The 16,971-nt window shown below is 27.7% G+C and carries 19 protein-coding genes; all 19 read right to left on the bottom strand.

Going from position 1 to position 16,971, the window contains the following annotated elements:
* The coding region (locus tag B0175_RS03430) for a pyridoxal-phosphate dependent enzyme (protein WP_146175178.1) at positions 1–263 on the bottom strand (263 nt) is incomplete at its 3' end.
* Between the two features lie 61 nt (positions 264–324).
* Positions 325–1,062 (bottom strand): serine O-acetyltransferase, encoded by a 738-nt coding sequence (gene cysE, locus B0175_RS03435; protein WP_228156058.1) that lies wholly within the window; start codon positions 1,060–1,062, stop codon positions 325–327.
* Positions 1,049–2,299 carry an EAL domain-containing protein gene (locus tag B0175_RS03440; RefSeq protein WP_108527291.1) on the bottom strand — a complete coding sequence of 417 codons (1,251 nt, stop codon included), beginning with the start codon at positions 2,297–2,299 and terminating at the stop codon, positions 1,049–1,051. The genes cysE and B0175_RS03440 overlap by 14 nt, the downstream gene beginning before the upstream one ends.
* A gap of 11 nt (positions 2,300–2,310) precedes the next feature.
* Entirely contained in the window at positions 2,311–3,762 is a 1,452-nt protein-coding gene (locus B0175_RS03445; RefSeq protein ID WP_108527292.1) for a family 2A encapsulin nanocompartment cargo protein cysteine desulfurase, read from the bottom strand.
* Positions 3,746–4,690, bottom strand: a complete 945-nt coding sequence (locus B0175_RS03450) for a family 2A encapsulin nanocompartment shell protein (protein WP_108527293.1) — start codon at positions 4,688–4,690, stop codon at positions 3,746–3,748. Before B0175_RS03450 ends, B0175_RS03445 begins: the two co-directional genes overlap by 17 nt.
* A gap of 19 nt (positions 4,691–4,709) precedes the next feature.
* Positions 4,710–5,870, bottom strand: coding sequence for a molybdopterin-synthase adenylyltransferase MoeB (gene moeB, locus B0175_RS03455; protein WP_108527294.1), 1,161 nt, complete (start codon positions 5,868–5,870; stop codon positions 4,710–4,712).
* A complete protein-coding gene (locus B0175_RS03460; RefSeq protein ID WP_108527295.1) occupies positions 5,870–6,145 on the bottom strand; it encodes a MoaD/ThiS family protein in 276 nt (91 codons plus the stop codon). Before B0175_RS03460 ends, moeB begins: the two co-directional genes overlap by 1 nt.
* 2 nt (positions 6,146–6,147) lie before the next feature.
* Positions 6,148–6,570 (bottom strand): Mov34/MPN/PAD-1 family protein, encoded by a 423-nt coding sequence (locus tag B0175_RS03465; RefSeq protein ID WP_210004259.1) that lies wholly within the window; start codon positions 6,568–6,570, stop codon positions 6,148–6,150.
* Complete coding sequence (locus tag B0175_RS03470) at positions 6,567–7,478, bottom strand: PLP-dependent cysteine synthase family protein (RefSeq protein ID WP_108527297.1); 912 nt, start codon at positions 7,476–7,478, stop codon at positions 6,567–6,569. Before B0175_RS03470 ends, B0175_RS03465 begins: the two co-directional genes overlap by 4 nt.
* 21 nt (positions 7,479–7,499) lie before the next feature.
* Complete coding sequence (locus B0175_RS03475) at positions 7,500–8,579, bottom strand: sulfate ABC transporter substrate-binding protein (protein WP_108527298.1); 1,080 nt, start codon at positions 8,577–8,579, stop codon at positions 7,500–7,502.
* Between the two features lie 367 nt (positions 8,580–8,946).
* Positions 8,947–9,687: an amino acid ABC transporter ATP-binding protein gene (locus tag B0175_RS11235; RefSeq protein WP_210004262.1), complete on the bottom strand. Its 741-nt coding sequence runs from the start codon at positions 9,685–9,687 to the stop codon at positions 8,947–8,949.
* Positions 9,688–9,693: 6 nt separating this feature from the next.
* Positions 9,694–10,371 carry an amino acid ABC transporter permease gene (locus tag B0175_RS11240; RefSeq protein ID WP_228156059.1) on the bottom strand — a complete coding sequence of 226 codons (678 nt, stop codon included), beginning with the start codon at positions 10,369–10,371 and terminating at the stop codon, positions 9,694–9,696.
* Entirely contained in the window at positions 10,352–11,011 is a 660-nt protein-coding gene (locus B0175_RS03485) for an amino acid ABC transporter permease (protein ID WP_108527299.1), read from the bottom strand. The genes B0175_RS11240 and B0175_RS03485 overlap by 20 nt, the downstream gene beginning before the upstream one ends.
* A gap of 5 nt (positions 11,012–11,016) precedes the next feature.
* Positions 11,017–11,853, bottom strand: coding sequence for a cysteine ABC transporter substrate-binding protein (locus B0175_RS03490; RefSeq protein ID WP_108527470.1), 837 nt, complete (start codon positions 11,851–11,853; stop codon positions 11,017–11,019).
* A gap of 190 nt (positions 11,854–12,043) precedes the next feature.
* Positions 12,044–13,261 (bottom strand): threonine synthase, encoded by a 1,218-nt coding sequence (locus tag B0175_RS03495; RefSeq protein ID WP_108527300.1) that lies wholly within the window; start codon positions 13,259–13,261, stop codon positions 12,044–12,046.
* A 12-nt stretch (positions 13,262–13,273) separates the two neighbouring features.
* Entirely contained in the window at positions 13,274–14,098 is an 825-nt protein-coding gene (locus B0175_RS03500) for an ABC transporter permease (RefSeq protein ID WP_108527301.1), read from the bottom strand.
* A gap of 13 nt (positions 14,099–14,111) precedes the next feature.
* Positions 14,112–14,873, bottom strand: coding sequence for an ABC transporter ATP-binding protein (locus B0175_RS03505; RefSeq protein WP_108527302.1), 762 nt, complete (start codon positions 14,871–14,873; stop codon positions 14,112–14,114).
* Positions 14,857–15,834, bottom strand: coding sequence for an ABC transporter substrate-binding protein (locus B0175_RS03510; RefSeq protein WP_108527303.1), 978 nt, complete (start codon positions 15,832–15,834; stop codon positions 14,857–14,859). The genes B0175_RS03505 and B0175_RS03510 overlap by 17 nt, the downstream gene beginning before the upstream one ends.
* A gap of 28 nt (positions 15,835–15,862) precedes the next feature.
* Entirely contained in the window at positions 15,863–16,969 is a 1,107-nt protein-coding gene (gene ssuD / locus B0175_RS03515) for an FMNH2-dependent alkanesulfonate monooxygenase (protein WP_108527304.1), read from the bottom strand.
* Between the last annotated feature and the right edge of the window lie 2 nt (positions 16,970–16,971).

Consider the following 16,971-nt stretch of genomic DNA (forward strand, 5'->3'; position numbering starts at 1 on the left):
ATTCCTAATGCTGCACAAACTGAAGCTAGTGCTATTCCTGTATTTCCACTTGTTGGTTCGATTACTATTGTATCTTTATTGATTAATCCTTCTTTCAAAGCTGTATTAATCATATTTGTTCCAATTCTATCTTTTACTGAATGTGTCGGGTTTAAAAATTCACATTTACCTAATACTATTGCTCCACTCTCATTACTTGCTTGTTGTAATTGTACTAGTGGTGTATTCCCTATTAATTCTGTTATATTCTTTGCGTATCCCATCTTTTATTCCTTTTCTTTTTATTTTTGTTTTTAAATAACATTGTCTTTAACATTTAAGTTGTTAAATTCCTGCACCATCAATAAAATAGTCATCTATTAAATCAAATTTTTGATTTAAGTCATTAAGATTTTCACTACTTATAATTGCTTTATCTTCAAGTAATTTTTCTAATAATTCAATTTTTTTGTTTAAATACTTAAATGCCTCCTTATCAATATCAGGTAAATCACTATGAGTAAATTTTCCTGCATTATCATATTTTTTTATAACTTTTGCAGGAATCCCAACTGCTGTTGAATAATCAGGGACATCACTTATTACAACTGAATTTGCCCCAACTTTACTACTCACTCCAATAATAATATTTCCTAAAATTTTTGCACCACTGCCAATAACACTATTTGATTTAACTGTTGGATGTCTTTTCCCTTTAGTTAAACTTACTCCACCTAGTGTTACACCTTGATAAATTAAAACATCATCTTCAATAATAGTAGTTTCACCAATAACCACACCAATTCCATGATCAATAAAAACTCTTCTTCCAATTGTTGCAGCGGGATGAATATCAGTATTTGTTAAAAATTGGCTAATTCCACTATAAACTCTTGCTAATTTTTTAAAACCATTTACATAAAATTTATTTGCTATTCTATGATTTATTATTGCCCAAACACCTGGATAATTAAAAAAGATTTCTAATCGTGAATTTAATGCTGGGTCATTGTTTTTTGGAACATTAAAATCTTCTTTTATTTGTTCAAATAATTTTATATTTTTATTATTACTTATTTGCATTTAGGTACTCTTTACCTATTTTTAAATCTTTTACACTTTTTGGCTCATCGAACCAATAACCTTGAAAATAATCAATATTTAATTCTTTACAAGTTTCAAAAATTTCTTTTGAAGAAACAAACTCTGCAACAGTTTTAATACCAATTTTTTGTGCGAAAAACACTATTGCTTCAACAACTGCTTTGGCTGTTTTTGTTTTATTTATTTCTTGAATAATAGAACCATCAAGTTTTATAAAATCAGCTTGAAGTTTTACTAAATACGAAAAATTTGAATATCCTGTACCAAAATCATCTATTGCTATTTTCACACCTAAATTTTTTACAATTTTAATGAAAGAGATAACTTCTTCAATATTATCAATACCTTCGCTCTCTGTTATTTCAATTGTTAAAAAATAGCCTATATCAAATTCATAAATTTTTTGTATTAAAAAATCTACAACATCTTTTTCTAAAATGTCACTAATTGATAAATTTATACTAAATTCAACTTTTTTATCTTCAAAAAACTCAAAAGATTTTTGAATTACTTTTTTTGTAATTTCACTATATAAATTTATTTTTTTTGCTCTATCAATAAAAAAATATGGACTTACAACCTCATCTTTTGAGTTTTTCATACGAATTAATATTTCATATTTTTTCTCATTTTGACTATTTATTGATTGTGCAAAAATCTCAAATTTGTCTTTTTTTATAGCTTGAATTATTTGTGTTTCCCAATACAACTCTTGCTCTATTGATAAAGAAGAAGGATTACAAATGTGATGTTGTTCATTATCATATACAACTAAATTATGTTTTATCACTCTTGTTTGTTTTAAAGCATATTCTGCACAAAACAAAAGTTCTGCATAGTTTATTGCAACTCCTGCTCTTAATGGAATATAAACTTTATATCCATCTAATTCAATAGGAGAATATCCAAAATACCAAATAATAGATTTTACAGCTTGAACAAATCTATCTTTTGAAACAGTTTCATCTGAAGTAGCTGCAAAAATATCTGCTCCTAAATAGTAAATTTTTCCATTTAAAAACTTATTTTCCAACCTTAAAGATATGATTTTTAGAATCTTTTCTCCAAAATCATATCCATAATAATGATTTATATTTCCAAATCCACTTATATCAAATATTGCTACTTTATTAAACTCTTTTGCAATATTATCTTTTATAAAATCTTTTCTATTTGGAAATAATATTTCACTATCTAAATCTTCAAACTTTTCCACTTTTACTTCTTTTATAAATAACTATTTTTAAACTCTTTGATAGTTTTAACTAAAAAATCTATCTCTTCTTTTGTATTGTAAAAAGCAATAGATGGACGAACTGTTGTTTCAACTCCAAATCTTCTTAAAATTGGTTGTGCACAATGGTGTCCAAATCTTAAAGCTATTCCTTTACTTGTAAGATATTCTCCAACTTTTGTTGTATCATATCCATCAAGAACAAATGATAAAACACTTGTTTTTTCTTTTGCTGTTCCTATTAATCTAAGACCTGAAATTTCACTCATTTTAGATATTGCATACTCTAAAAGTTCATGTTCATATCTATAAATATTTTCAATTCCAATTTTAGTAACATAATCAATTGCTGCTCCAAGTCCTACTGCATCAGCAATATTTCCTGTACCTGCTTCAAATTTATTTGGTGCAGCTTGATAAATAGTTTTTTCAAAAGTAACATCAGCTATCATATTTCCACCACCTTGATATGGTTGCATAATATCTAAAAGCTCTTTTTTAGCATATATTGCACCAATTCCTGTTGGAGCAAATACTTTATGCCCTGAAAAAACATAAAAATCACAATCAAGCTCTTGAACATCAACTTTTATATGTGATATTGCTTGAGCACCATCAATTAAAACTTTTACTCCATATCTATGAGCAATTTCTACTACTTTTTTTATAGGAACAATCGTTCCTAAAGCATTTGATACATGAGCAATTGATACTATTTTTGTTTTAGGAGTTATTAATCTTTCAAACTCATTTAGTAAAATTTGTCCATCATTATCAACAGGTATAACTTTTATTTTTGCACCTATTTCTTGGCTTAATATTTGCCAAGGAACAATATTTGCATGATGTTCTAAATTTGAAACTATTATCTCATCATCTTTTTGCAAGTTAAATTTACCAAAACTATGTGCAATCAAATTTATAGCTTCTGTTGCACCTCTCACAAAAATAATATTGTTCTGACTAGGTGCATTTACAAAACTTGCTACTTTTTGTCTAGCCTCTTCATAAGCATCAGTTGCCCTTGCTGCTAATGTGTGAGCACCTCGGTGAATATTTGAATTTTCATGTTCATAAAAGTAACTTATTCTATCTATTACACTTTTTGGTTTTTGCGTTGTTGCTGCATTATCTAACCAAATAAGTGGATAATTACCACTTACTTTTTCATTTAAAACTGGAAAATCTTTTCTTATAGCTTCAACATTGAATATCTCATAAGAGTTATTTTGTGGAACTATTTGAATATTTGAAAAAGTTTCAAAATTTGACACATCTTTATCTTCATAAAAATTTGTTTGAATAACTTTTTCATAATCAAACCCATCATTAAAAGTTGTATGTGGATTTGAATTAAATTCAGGAAATGCCTGATTTGCCAAAACTTCTATTTGATTTTTAAAAAACTCTTCATCAAAATTTGGTAAATTATTGTGCGTAATCATAGTAGTTTCCTACATCAACATCTTCTAAAACTGCTATTGCATCTTTTGATAAAATTACTGCTGAACAATATAGTGATAAAAGGTATGAACCAACTCCATTATTATCTATTCCTCTAAATTTTACAGATAATCCTCGTGATTGTTCATTTGGTAAATTATTTTGGAATAATCCAACAACACCTTGTTTTTCATAACCTGTTCTAACTAATAAAATATTAGTTTTTCCAGCTTTTGATTTTGGCTCTTTTAATCCATCAACAAATAGTTTATTTGTAGGAATAATAGGAACTCCTCTCCAAGTTAAAAATGATGTTCCAAATAAAGTTATAGTTGCTGGTGGAACTCCTCTTCTTGTAGCTTCTCTTCCAAATGCAGCTATTGCTCTTGGATGTGCTAAGAAAAATGATGGTTCTTTCCAAACTTTTGTTAATAACTCATCTAAATCATCAGGTGTTGGACTTCCAGTTCTACTTTGAACTCTTTGAGATTCATCAATATTATTTAATAATCCATAATCATCATTATTAAATAATTCGCTTTCTTGTCTCTCTTTTAAACTCTCAATTGCAAGTTTTAATTGCTCTTGAATTTGTTGTGTTGGAGAGCTATATAAATCTGACACTTTTGTATTTACATTTATAATTGTTTGAATTGAGTTTAATTGATATTCTCTAGGGTTTTCTTCATAATCTACAAATCCTTCAGGAATTTTATTATGAATTTTTTGTGAACATAAAGTATCAAGAGGTGTATCTCCTTCTTTTACTTTATTTAATCTAAAAATCCCACTATCTAAAGATTTCCAATCAAGTAATCTTGTAACCCATCTTGGAGTTAACGAATCAAAAACAGGTGTTGTTTTTACAACATCTGCTAAATTATATGCAGATTTTGCACTTAAACTTACTATTTTATTTTCCTCTGCCATTTTATTTTCCTCTTTTAATTTAATATCTTGCCATTGTGTAATCTATATCATTTGCCCAAGATGTAATACCACCTTTTAGGCTATATATTTCACCTGTATAACCTGATTGTTTCAACTGTCTAATAATTTCAGCACTCATAAGACCTATTTTACAAATTATCACAGCTTTCTTAGAACTATCAAGTTCATCTTTTCTTCTTAATAATTGACCAAAAGGTATTCCCTTTGAACCTTCAATTTTTCCTATTTGTAACTCATGTGGTTGTCTAATATCTATCAATTGAACAGGTCTTTTTTCATTTATTAGATTTTTTAAATCTATTGCACTTATCTCTTCTACTTCTATTCTTTCATCAGGTTTTTTCAGACCACAAAACTCTTCATAATCAATAAGTTCTGTTATCACTGGATGTTCACTACATACTGGACATTTTTCATCTTTTTTAAGCTTCAACTCTTTAAACTGCATTTTTAGACCATCAAAAGCTAAAAGTCTTCCTTTTAAAACCTCTCCTACTCCTAAAATAAGTTTTATTGTTTCATTTGCTTGTATTGTTCCTATAATACCAGGTAAAATTCCTACTACTCCACCTTCCGCACAAGATGGAACAAGTCCAACTGGTGGTGGTTCAGGATATAAACATCTATAACAAGGACCATCATAAGCATTAAAAACACTTGCTTGTCCTTCAAATCTAAAAATTGACCCATATACAAATGGTTTTTTTAAAATAACACAAGAATCATTTACTAAATATCTTGTTTGAAAATTATCTGTTCCATCAACAACAATATCAAAATCTTTAATAATATTTATTGCATTTTGGCTTGTCAATTTATCATTATGAGCAACAACTTTAACATTAGGATTTATAGCTTTTATTCTATCAGTTGCTGAAGAAATCTTAGGACGCCCAATATCTTTTGTTGTATGTATAATTTGTCTTTGCAAATTTGATTCATCAACAATATCAAAATCAATTAATCCAATTGTTCCAACTCCAGCAGCTGCTAGATATAAAATTACAGGAGCACCTAATCCTCCTGTTCCTACAACTAAAACTTTTGCATTTTTTAGTTTTAATTGTCCTTCAAGTCCCACTTCTGGCAATATTAAATGACGACTATATCTACTTATTTCTTCTTGAGATAATTTATCATACTTATCATCTTTAGCCATTACAATCCACCTGCAATAGATGGAACTAAAAGTATTTTATCATCTTCATAAACTCTCGTTTGTAAATTATCTAATGCTCTAATATCTTCTTCATTTAGATAAATATTTACAAAACTTCTTAGTTTTCCTTCATTTGTAAATAGATGATTTTTTAAATCCTGATATTTATCAACTAAATTTGATACAACATCAGATATATTTTCTCCACCTAAAATTATCTCAAAATCTCCATTTGTAAATAATCTTAGAGCTGTAGGTATATAAACTTTTGCCATTATTAAACTCCTTTTATCTCTTCTTTTTCAAATTTTAATCTATCGTTTGATAATACTGAAACTGTATAATCAATCACTTTTGCATCATAAACTGACACAATCAAATATGTATAAACAGGAAGTGCATGATCAATATCAAACTGAGAAGGTATTGCATTATGATTTGGATGTGAATGATAAAATCCAACTATATCCAAACCATTTTTTAGAGCATATAGTTCTGTTTCCAAAATCTTTTTTGATGGAATTAGATATCTATTGTACTTATTTTCATCTTCTCTTTCATTTGATAGTTCTAAAACTTCACTTACAGTTTTTTTTTCTTTTTCAAATTTACCTAAAAGAATACCACAACACTCATTTGGATAATCTTTCTTTGCATGTTCATTTATTTGCTCCATAAGATTTTTATTTAGCTCTATCATAAATCTTCTTCCCATAAGCTATCGCTTAAATATTTAAAACCACTATCACATAAAATAGTAACTACAACACTCCCTTTTGGTAATGTTTTTGCTAACTGCAATGCTGCATAAACATTTGCCCCAGAAGATATACCAACAAATAATCCTTCTTTTCTTATTAATTCCAAAGTTGTTCTTCTTGCATCTTCAGTATCTATCTCAATAGTTTCATCAATCAATGAACTATCGTAAATCTCAGGTACTATTGTTGTTGCCATATGCTTCATTCCTTCTAATCCATGAAATGGTGAAGATGGTTGCATTGCAACTGTTTTTATATTTGGGTTTAACTCTTTTAATCTTCTTGAGGTTCCTACAAAAGTTCCAGAAGTTCCCATTCCTGCTATAAAATGAGTAACTTTTTTTTCACTTTGTTCCCAAATTTCCAAAGCTGTTGAGTTATAGTGTGCTTTCCAATTGTTTTCATTGTTATACTGATTTGTATAATAATAGATATCTGGATTTTCCTCTGCTAACTCTTTTGCTTTAATTAATGATCCATCAGAACTTAAAAGAGGATCTGTTTCAATTATAGTTGCACCAAAAGCTTTTAAAATTCTTTTTCTTTCAAAATTTGCATTTTTAGGTAAAGTTACACTAACTTTATAACCTAAATTTGCACCAAACATTGCATAAGCAATTCCTGTATTTCCACTTGTACTATCTAATAAAATCTTATCTTTTGTAAGTTTATTACTATTTATTGCTTCTAATATTATTGCTTTTGCGGCTCTGTCTTTTACTGATCCACTAGGATTTAAATATTCACATTTAGCATAAATACTTACATCATTTAAATCTTTTGTTATTTGATTTAATTTTATTAGTGGCGTATTCCCAACTAAATCTAAAATCGTCTTATTTGCCACTTCTTTTCCTTTTAATTTATGTTATTTATAAATTAAATCGAATGTTCCACCATCATCAAAGTGTACTTTTTGTGCATTTGCCCAACTTCCAAAAACATCATCAATTTTAAATAATTCAAGTTTTGGGAATATTTTTAAATCTTCTTTATTTACTAATTCAGGAAGACTTGGTCTATAGTAGTTTTTAACAGCTATTTCTTGTCCCTCTTTTGAATAAAGATGATTTAAATACTCAGTTGAAACAGTAAATGTTCCTCTTTTTTTAGCATTTACATCAACAACAGTAACAGGTGGTTCAGCTAATATTGAAATAGATGGAACAACTATTTCAAATTCATCTTTTCCAAGCTCGTTTATTGCTAAAAATGCTTCATTTTCCCAAGCTAAAAGTACATCTCCAATTTTTCTTTGTACAAATGTGTTTGTAGCTCCTCTTGCACCTGAATCAAGAACTGGAACATGTTTTAAAAGTTTTGAAACATACTCTTTTGCTTTTTCATCAGCAACTTTATATTTTTGTGAGTTAAAATCAATTTTGTCTAAACTTCCAAGTTCTTGTTTTAAACCATAAGCATAAGCTGCTAAATAGTTCCATCTAGCACCTCCTGAAGTTTTTGGATTTGGAGTTATAACTTCAATACCATCTTTAATTAAATCATTCCAATCTTTAATCCCTTTTGGATTTCCTTTTCTAACTAAAAAAACAATAGTAGAAGTATAAGGCGATGAATTGAAATCTAATTTTTTTTGCCAATCTTTAGGAATTAAATGTCCTTTTTCACCAACTGCATCAATATCATAAGCAAGTGCCAAAGTTACAACATCTGCTTTTAATCCATCAATTACTGCTCGTGCTTGTTTTCCAGAACCACCATGTGATTGTTTAATTGTTACATCTTGTCCTGTTTTTTCTTTCCAGTATTTTGAGAATGCTTTATTATATTCTTCATAAAGTTCTCTTGTTGGATCGTATGAAACATTTAAGATTTCAATTGATTTTTTTGAAGCTTCTGCTTTTTTATCGTATGCAAAATCATCTGCAAAACCTAATGTTGAAATTAGCAATGATGCTAATGCAATGTTTTTTATATTTTTTATCATTTTATTTTCTCTTTCTTAGATATTATATACACTAAATGTGTGATAATTAAAGATTTAAAAAAATCTCACCTATTTCTTCTTTTTATTTTCTATTTCTTTACACATGTCGCACATCATTTTTTATCCTTTCCCTTTAGATGATATTTTTAAATTTAATCTATCACCTACTAAATTGGTGAAATTATAATAATAAAAAAAATATTTGTCAAGAGGTTTTGAAATAATTTTACAAATTTGTGCTAAAACAACTATATAATGGTATTTATTAGATTAATAAAAATGAATATTTTATTCTTTTTCTCAAGTTTCAATAGAATTTATACTATATCTAACAATTTTTATCAAGATTATAAAGTAAGAATTTATACTAACTTTCATATTGAAAAATATTCAAAAACTCTTTGGCTCTTTGTGTTTTTGGATTAGTAAAAAATTCTTTAGGTGTTGTCTCTTCACATATTTTTCCATTTTCCAAAAATACAATTCTATTTGCAACCAATTTAGCAAATCCCATTTCATGAGTAACAATCAACATAGTCATACCTGATTTTGCTAAATTCAATATTACATCTAAAACTTCTCTAACCATTTCAGGATCTAAAGAAGCTGTAACCTCATCAAAAAGCATAACTTCGGGATTCATACATAAAGCCCTTACAATTGCAATTCTTTGTTTTTGCCCACCTGATAACTCTCGTGGATAGGAAAACTTTCTATCTTCAAGCCCAACTCTTTTTAGAAGTTCTTCTGCTTGATTCATCACCTCTTCTTTAGTTCTTTTTTGAATTTTTAATGGTGCTAATAAAATATTATCTATTACATTTAAATGAGGAAACAATTCATAATTTTGAAATACCATTCCTATTTTTTGTCTTATTTTTATCCAATCAGCATTTTTTGAATGAATATTTTTACCTTTAAATAGAATTTCTCCACTTTGAATATCTTCTAGTCCATTTATTGTTCGTAACAATGTACTTTTCCCACAACCTGAAGGTCCTAAAAGTACAACAACTTCACCTTTTTTTATAGATAAATCAATTCCATTTATAACTGTTTTATCTGCATATTTTTTTAAAAGATTTTTTATTTCTATTAAATTATTCATATTTTCCTACTTATTCCATCTATTTTCTAAATTTTTTGCAAATCTTGACATTGGATAACAAATTATAAAATATATGAAAAAGATGAATCCATATGTCCAAAAAGCAGAATCTGGCACTTTTAAAACATTACTCTCTATAATTTGTTGCCCAACTTTAATAATATCAACTACTCCTATCATTACAACCAAGGATGTTGTTTTTATCATTCTTGTTGTTAGATTTATAACTCCTGGAATTACTCTTTTAAATGATAACGGAATTAAAATATATCTATAAACTTGAATTTTGTTAAATCCTAAAGCTAATGCCACATCAATATTATGTCTTGGAATAGATTCTATTGCTCCTCTTGTAATATCACCAATTTCAGCAATTCCCCATAAAACAAATACAATAATAGCTACGAACTCTCCACTAATGTCAATATCAAAAAACTTTGGAACTACAAAATAAAAAATAAATAAAAGTACAAGAATAGGGATTATTCTAAAGATTTCTAAATAAACTCTACAAATAAATTTAATAACTCTATTTTTTGTTGAATAAATTATCCCAAATATTGAACCAAATAACAAAGCAAAAGAAATAGAACTAAAAGCAATTTGAATAGTATTTAATGTTCCTTCTAATATTCTTAATAAATTATTTCCTTCAAATATCAATTCAATTCCCATGCTCTGCATATCGCATTTTCCTTTCTATATAAGATAAAATCAATGATAATGGTAAAAGAATTATTAAATAAAATATTATTAATAAAAACATCGTTTCGTAAGTTTTATAATAAACACCAATTAAAGTTTTAGTCAAATTCATCAACTCTTTAACTGCAATTATTCCAACAACTGAAGTTTCCTTAACTAAAAAAATTGCATTTGCTGCAATCAAAGGAATAGACACAGAAATTGCTTGTGGTAAAATCACATATTTAAACAGTTCAAATTTATTCATTCCTAAACTAAGTCCTGATTCAATTTGATTTTTATGTACAGCTTCAATTCCTGCTCTTAAAGCTTCACTCATATAACTTCCACCAAGAAAACTTAAACCTATAATTGCACAAATTTGTTCATCTAGTTTTATTCCAAATTTTGGTAATCCATAATATAAAAAGAAAAGCTGTATAAGTAAAGGTGTATTTCTAGATAATTCAATATAAGCATTGACTAAAGAGTTGAAAAATAAACTCTCTTTAGCCAATAATAAATTACAAACTAATCCTATTATTATTGAGAAAAATATTCCAATAAATGCAAGTTTTATAGTCAATAATAAAGCTTTTTGGAATAAAGGTAAAACCTCTATAATAAAATTTATATCCATAATAATTAAATTTTTCCACCTTCAATTACAACTGATTCAATATTAACTGAATCACCATATATAGGTTTTAACGTTTCATCATAAGCTTTATGAATAAAATTTTCTTTTCCTAATTTTTCTAAAGTTTCATTTATCCAATTAAGTAATACTATATTCCCTTTTTTAACAGCTGGTGCAATAGTATCTTGTTCACCTAAAGAATCAATTCCTGTAACAAATCCAGGATTTTGTTTTGCCCATGCAAAAAGTAAAGTATTATCTTGAGAAAATGCCACTCCTCTTCCATCTTTTAATGCAGTAAATGATTCTGAAATATGATCAAAACTTAATAAATCAATTTCTGGATGTTTTTTTGTAAAGTAAACTTCTGCTGTTGTTCCTTTAGTAACTATTAATTTTTTATCTTTTAAATCTGCAATAGATTTTATAGGTTTTGCCTCAGGAGAGACAACACCAATAGCAACTTTCATGTAAGGATTTGCAAAATCAACTTTTTGTTTTCTTTCAGGTGTTACTGTAAAATTTGCTAAAACTATATCAACTTTATTTGTTTCTAAATATTCAACTCTATTTGCTGGTTCTAAAAGAATAAAATCAACTTTATTTTCATCACCTAAAAGTTCTTTTGTTAATTTTTTAGCAATTACAATATCAAATCCTTGATTTTTCCCATTGCTATCAAGATATCCAAATGGTGCCTTATCACTGAATACTCCTATTCTAACTTTCCCTTTTTCTTTTATTATATCAATAGAATTTTTTCCATCTGCACTAAAAGATATTGCAGGAATCAAAACTAAAGCAACTGCAAATTTTTTTAAAACTTTTACTATATTTTTCATTTTAATCTCTCTTTTTTTAAATAATTTATACATTAAATGTATAATAGTTAAAGATTTTTTCAAATCTCACCTTTATACTTAAAAATATGTAAATCCATATTTTCTTCCAATAGGAAAAGAAAAAGCTGTTTTTTCTTTCTTCCTTTTTTTCCTACTTCCAAAGATTTTAATCTTAATATAAATGAATCTTCTAAATATTTTTTTCAAGATTTATCTCCTCATCAACTTTTAAAATAATTGGATTTGAGTTAACTGTATTTGGATATTTTAGTCCACTTCCAGTATTTAATAAAACTACTTTTTCATCTTTTTTTATCCAACCATTTTTATATAACTCTTCAGTTGCAGCTAGAGTTGCAGCTCCTTCAGGACAGATAAATAATCCCTCTTCTTTTGCTATTAATTTTTGATACTTCAAAATATCTTCGTCGCTAATAGCAATTGCACAACCATCTGTTTCATAAATTGCTTCTAAAACTAAAAAATCACCTATTGCTTTTGGTACAGTTATTCCAAATGCTACTGTATTTGCATTATCCCAAAATATTGACTCTTTTTCTTTTCTTTCATAAGCTTTTACTATTGGAGCACAATTTGAAGCTTGAACAGCAACCAACCTTGGTAATTTTCCTTTTATAAAACCTATTTCTTTTAACTCTAAAAGTGCTTTATATATTCCTATTAATCCAACTCCACCACCAGTTGGATATAAAATAACATCAGGTAATTCCCAAGAAAATTGCTCTGCTATTTCAAATCCCATAGTCTTTTTACCTTCAATTCTATAAGGTTCTTTTAGTGTTGAAGCATCCATAAATTTATATTTATTTATTGCTTTTGCTACAATCTTTCCTGCATCACTAATCAATCCATCAACCAAAAATAGTTCTGCTCCAGAAACAATACACTCATTTCTTGTTATAATTGGTGCATCTTGTGGCATCACAATATAAGCTTTAATATTTGCCTTTGCAGCATAAATAGACCAAGCAGCTCCAGCATTTCCATTTGTAGGCATAGCAAATGCTTTTACATTTAACTCTTTTGCCTTTGAAATTCCAACTGCTGCACCTCTTGATTTAAAACTTCCACCAGGATTTAAACCTTCATCTTTCAAATATATATTTTCTAAACCTATCTTTTTTGATAGTTTCTCTAGTTTTATCAAAGGTGTTATAACTTCACCCAAAGAGACAATATTTTTTTCATCTTCTATTGGTAAAAGTTCTTTATATCTCCATAAATTGGAACTTCTTGAAGATAAACTCTCTTTTTTAAAATTCTCTTTTACAGCTTTTAAATCATATTTTACTAAAAGTGGAGACTGACATGAAATACAAAGTTGATTTAACTCCTTATGATTAAATTTTGTATTACATTTTGGACACTCTAAATGACTAACATACATATATTATCCTTTTCATTTTGTTTTCATACCCCATCTTATTACTGTTTTTTTCTCTATAAATTGGAAAATCAAATCTGTAATAATTCCAATGAAAATAATTGTTAATAAACCTGCAAAAACTAAATTTATATCCAATTGATTTTTTTTCTCATAAATAAACCAACCTATTCCACCACTTCCTGAACTAACTCCAAAAACTAACTCAGCTGCAATTAATGAACGCCAAGAAAATGCCCAACCAACTTTAAGTCCAGTTATAATACTAGGCAATGCAGCTGGAATTGCTATTTTAAATATATATGAGATTGTTGATAACTCATAATTTTTTGATACCATTCTTAAAGTATTACTAACACCCAAAAATCCGCTATAAATATTTATTGAAATTGGCCAAACAACTGCATGTACAATCACAAAAACAATACTTCCATAACCAAGTCCAAACCACAACAATGCTAAAGGTAACAATGCAATTGGAGGAAGTGGATTAAAAATAGCTGTTAATAGTTCTAATAAATAAGCACCAAATCTAGTAGAAATTGCAAATATTGTTAAAACTCCAGCTATAAAAATTCCTATTAAATATCCACTAACTTGAACTTTTAATGAAGATAAAATCCTATTTATCAACTCTCCATTTTGAATAACTTCAAAAAAACCTTTTATTGTTTCACTAAATGTTGGAAACATCAAAGGATTATCTAAGTTCCTTGCATAAACTTCCCAAATAACCAATAACAAAATAAAAAGAAAACTTTTTATCAAAAATGACTCTTTTTTATAATCAACATTTTTTATTTTATTTTTCAAAGGGCAATTAAATTTTTTATTTTTCATCTTTTTCTCCTTCTTAAATAAAATACTCTGGTTGATTTTTGAACATAATATTTGCAATTTCATCTTTTGAAGTAAATTCATTTACATCTATTTGTTTTAAAATTTGACTAGGATTTGTTCCAAAGATTATTATTTTAGAACCAAGTTTTATCGCTTCATCTATTGAATGAGTTACAAAAAGCATGGTGAAATTTGTATCTTCCCAAAGTTTTAGTAAATCATCTTGCATTTTTTTTCTTGTTATTGCATCTAAAGCAGCAAATGGTTCATCCATTAAAATCACTTCTGCACCTATTGCTAAACATCTAGCAATTGCAACTCTCATCTTCATTCCACCTGAAAGTTGATGAGGATAGTTGTTTTCAAATTTTTCTAAATTTACTTTTTTTAAAAAATGTTTGGCAATGTCAATAGCCTCTTTTTTTTCAATAGTTCTTGTTTCTCGTATTGCAAAAACAACATTATCTAAAGCTGTTTTCCAAGGCAATAATTGATCAAACTCTTGAAATACAAAAGCTCTATTTATTGATGGTTTTAAAATCTCTTTTCCATCTTGATTAATCTTTCCTAATGAAGGTTTTAAAAAACCTCCAATAGCTTTTAAAATAGAAGATTTTCCACAACCTGAAGGTCCTAAAAGGATTAATCTTTCATATTTCTTTGTATGAAAACTTATATTCTCAACTGCATTTACTATTTTTTTATTAACTTCATATTGAATCGTTACATCTTTAATTTCTAAATAAGATTCACCTTGATTATTTAACTGTGTCAAAAAATAACTCCTTCCAATCTGTAGGTTTTTGTTTTATTGCACCTATATCAAAAAGAAAATCTGAAAATTCTGTTATATTCTCTTTTGGTTTAGTACCATAAGAGATTGTTTTGTTATTTAATACTTTCGCGATAATCTCAGGTGATTCATTTGATTTAGTTGAAGTTAAATATAATTTTATTACCTCATCTTGATTCTCTTTTATTAATTTATTTGCCTCATCTAAAGCTTCAACTATAACTTTTGATAATTTTGGATTATTTTTATAAAAATCTTCGCTTGTCCAAACTAAATTTGAAGTATGTGAACCACCTAAAACATCATAAGAGTTAAATACTTCATGTACTTTTGGATTTTCTAATTCCAATGTTGTAAAAGGTTCTGCACCAATATGCCCATTTACTTCTGTTGTTCCAGTTGTTACAGCTAAATAAGCATCAGGATGTTTTAAAGATACTGTTAAACTATCAAATTTATCATAGTTTTTAATACCAAACTCTTTTGCTACTGCCATTTGAAGAATAGAAGATTGAATTGATACTTTTACTGAAGGAACAGCAATTTTATCTTTTGATGTTAAATCTTTAATACTTTTTACATTTGGATTATTTGACACAAATGAAATAGGAATTTCATTAAGTGCAGCTAAAGCTTTTACTTTTCCATTTGTTTTATCCCAAAGTCTAATAAATGGACTATTTCCTCCACTTACTAATTGTGCATTTCCAGATAATAAAGCATCATTTGCAACAGATCCTCCTCCAAAAGTTACCCAATTAACTTTTATATCACCTAACCCATCATTTTTTGCATATTTTTCAATCAATTTTTTCTCTTCAAGTACAGTTAATGCTAAATATGACAATCCATACTGCTTACTAATTGTTATCTCTTTTAACTCTGCAAACAAACTTGTTGATAATAACAATAGTATTGACGCTACTTTACTTACTTTTTTCATCTATTTTTCCTTTATTTTTATTTAATATTTAAAATTTTGATAATTTTTCTTTTACTCTATTTGGTAACAATGGAAATACAAGTTCTGCAAACTTATATGCCTCTTCTAAGTGTGGATAACCAGAGAATACAAAAGTATCTATTCCTAAATTGGCATACTCTTGTATTCTAGTTGCTACAATTTCTGGACTTCCTACTAAAGCTATTGCACAACCACTTCTAGCTAATCCCACTCCTGCCCATAAATTTGGACTAATTTCTAACTCTTCTCTAGTTCTTGATTTTCCACCATTTGTTAAATCTGCCATTCTTTTTTGACCAATTGAGTCTTTTTTTCCTATTATTTCATGTGCTGATTTTATGGTTTCTTCATCAAGCCTACTTATAAGTTTTTCAGCTGCTTCCCAAGCTTCTTCTTCTGTTTCCCTAACGATTACATGAAATCTAATACCAAATCTTAAAGTTCTTCCATATTTTGAAGCTCTCTTTTTAAGATCTTCAATTTTTTCTTTAACATCTTCTAACTTTTCACCCCAAGTTATATATAAATCAACTTTTTGTGCTGCTAATTCATGAGCTTCATCTGATGAACCACCAAAAAAAAGTGGAGGAGTTGGTCTTTGAACTGGAGGATAGAGAAGTTTTGCATTTGTTGTTTTATAATATTTTCCATCAAAATTTACAAGTTCTTTTTCATAACTACTTTTCAAAATATCTTTCCAAATATCAACAAATTCAGATGCAGCTTCATATCTCTCTTTAGGCTTTTGATATAAACCATCACCTTCTAATTCATCCTTATCTCCACCTACAACTAAATTTAAAGCCACTCTTCCATTTGAAAATCTATCAAAAGTAGCACTCATTCTAGCAGCCAACGCTGGTTGCATTACTCCAGGTCTAAGTGCAACTAAAAACTTTAAATTTTTAGTTGCACCTATTAAACTAGAAGCAACAACCCATGGATCTTCCCAAATTCTTCCAGTTGGAATTAAAACTCCATCAAATCCTAAATTATCAGCTGCAACTGCTATTTGTTTTGAATAATCAAAATCAACTACTCTTGAACTTTTTTTATCTCCAAGATATTTAGTATCTTCTGATGTTGGTATAAACCAAAATATATTTAAACTCATTT

The sequence above is a fragment of the Arcobacter lacus genome, from assembly GCF_003063295.1.
Classification (GTDB): Bacteria; Campylobacterota; Campylobacteria; order Campylobacterales; family Arcobacteraceae; genus Aliarcobacter; species Aliarcobacter lacus.

What these genes read in the sequence shown, in the direction of transcription:
- cysE (WP_228156058.1), bottom strand. Translation starts at nt 1,062, where the DNA reads ATGCAAATAAGTAATAATAAAAATATAAAATTATTTGAACAAATAAAA.
- B0175_RS03445 (WP_108527292.1), bottom strand. Translation starts at nt 3,762, where the DNA reads ATGATTACGCACAATAATTTACCAAATTTTGATGAAGAGTTTTTTAAA.
- B0175_RS03450 (WP_108527293.1), bottom strand. Translation starts at nt 4,690, where the DNA reads ATGGCAGAGGAAAATAAAATAGTAAGTTTAAGTGCAAAATCTGCATAT.
- moeB (WP_108527294.1), bottom strand. Translation starts at nt 5,870, where the DNA reads ATGGCTAAAGATGATAAGTATGATAAATTATCTCAAGAAGAAATAAGT.
- B0175_RS03460 (WP_108527295.1), bottom strand. Translation starts at nt 6,145, where the DNA reads ATGGCAAAAGTTTATATACCTACAGCTCTAAGATTATTTACAAATGGA.
- B0175_RS03465 (WP_210004259.1), bottom strand. Translation starts at nt 6,570, where the DNA reads ATGATAGAGCTAAATAAAAATCTTATGGAGCAAATAAATGAACATGCA.
- B0175_RS03475 (WP_108527298.1), bottom strand. Translation starts at nt 8,579, where the DNA reads ATGATAAAAAATATAAAAAACATTGCATTAGCATCATTGCTAATTTCA.
- B0175_RS11235 (WP_210004262.1), bottom strand. Translation starts at nt 9,687, where the DNA reads ATGAATAATTTAATAGAAATAAAAAATCTTTTAAAAAAATATGCAGAT.
- B0175_RS11240 (WP_228156059.1), bottom strand. Translation starts at nt 10,371, where the DNA reads ATGCAGAGCATGGGAATTGAATTGATATTTGAAGGAAATAATTTATTA.
- B0175_RS03485 (WP_108527299.1), bottom strand. Translation starts at nt 11,011, where the DNA reads ATGGATATAAATTTTATTATAGAGGTTTTACCTTTATTCCAAAAAGCT.
- B0175_RS03490 (WP_108527470.1), bottom strand. Translation starts at nt 11,853, where the DNA reads ATGAAAAATATAGTAAAAGTTTTAAAAAAATTTGCAGTTGCTTTAGTT.
- B0175_RS03495 (WP_108527300.1), bottom strand. Translation starts at nt 13,261, where the DNA reads ATGTATGTTAGTCATTTAGAGTGTCCAAAATGTAATACAAAATTTAAT.
- B0175_RS03500 (WP_108527301.1), bottom strand. Translation starts at nt 14,098, where the DNA reads ATGAAAAATAAAAAATTTAATTGCCCTTTGAAAAATAAAATAAAAAAT.
- B0175_RS03510 (WP_108527303.1), bottom strand. Translation starts at nt 15,834, where the DNA reads ATGAAAAAAGTAAGTAAAGTAGCGTCAATACTATTGTTATTATCAACA.
- ssuD (WP_108527304.1), bottom strand. Translation starts at nt 16,969, where the DNA reads ATGAGTTTAAATATATTTTGGTTTATACCAACATCAGAAGATACTAAA.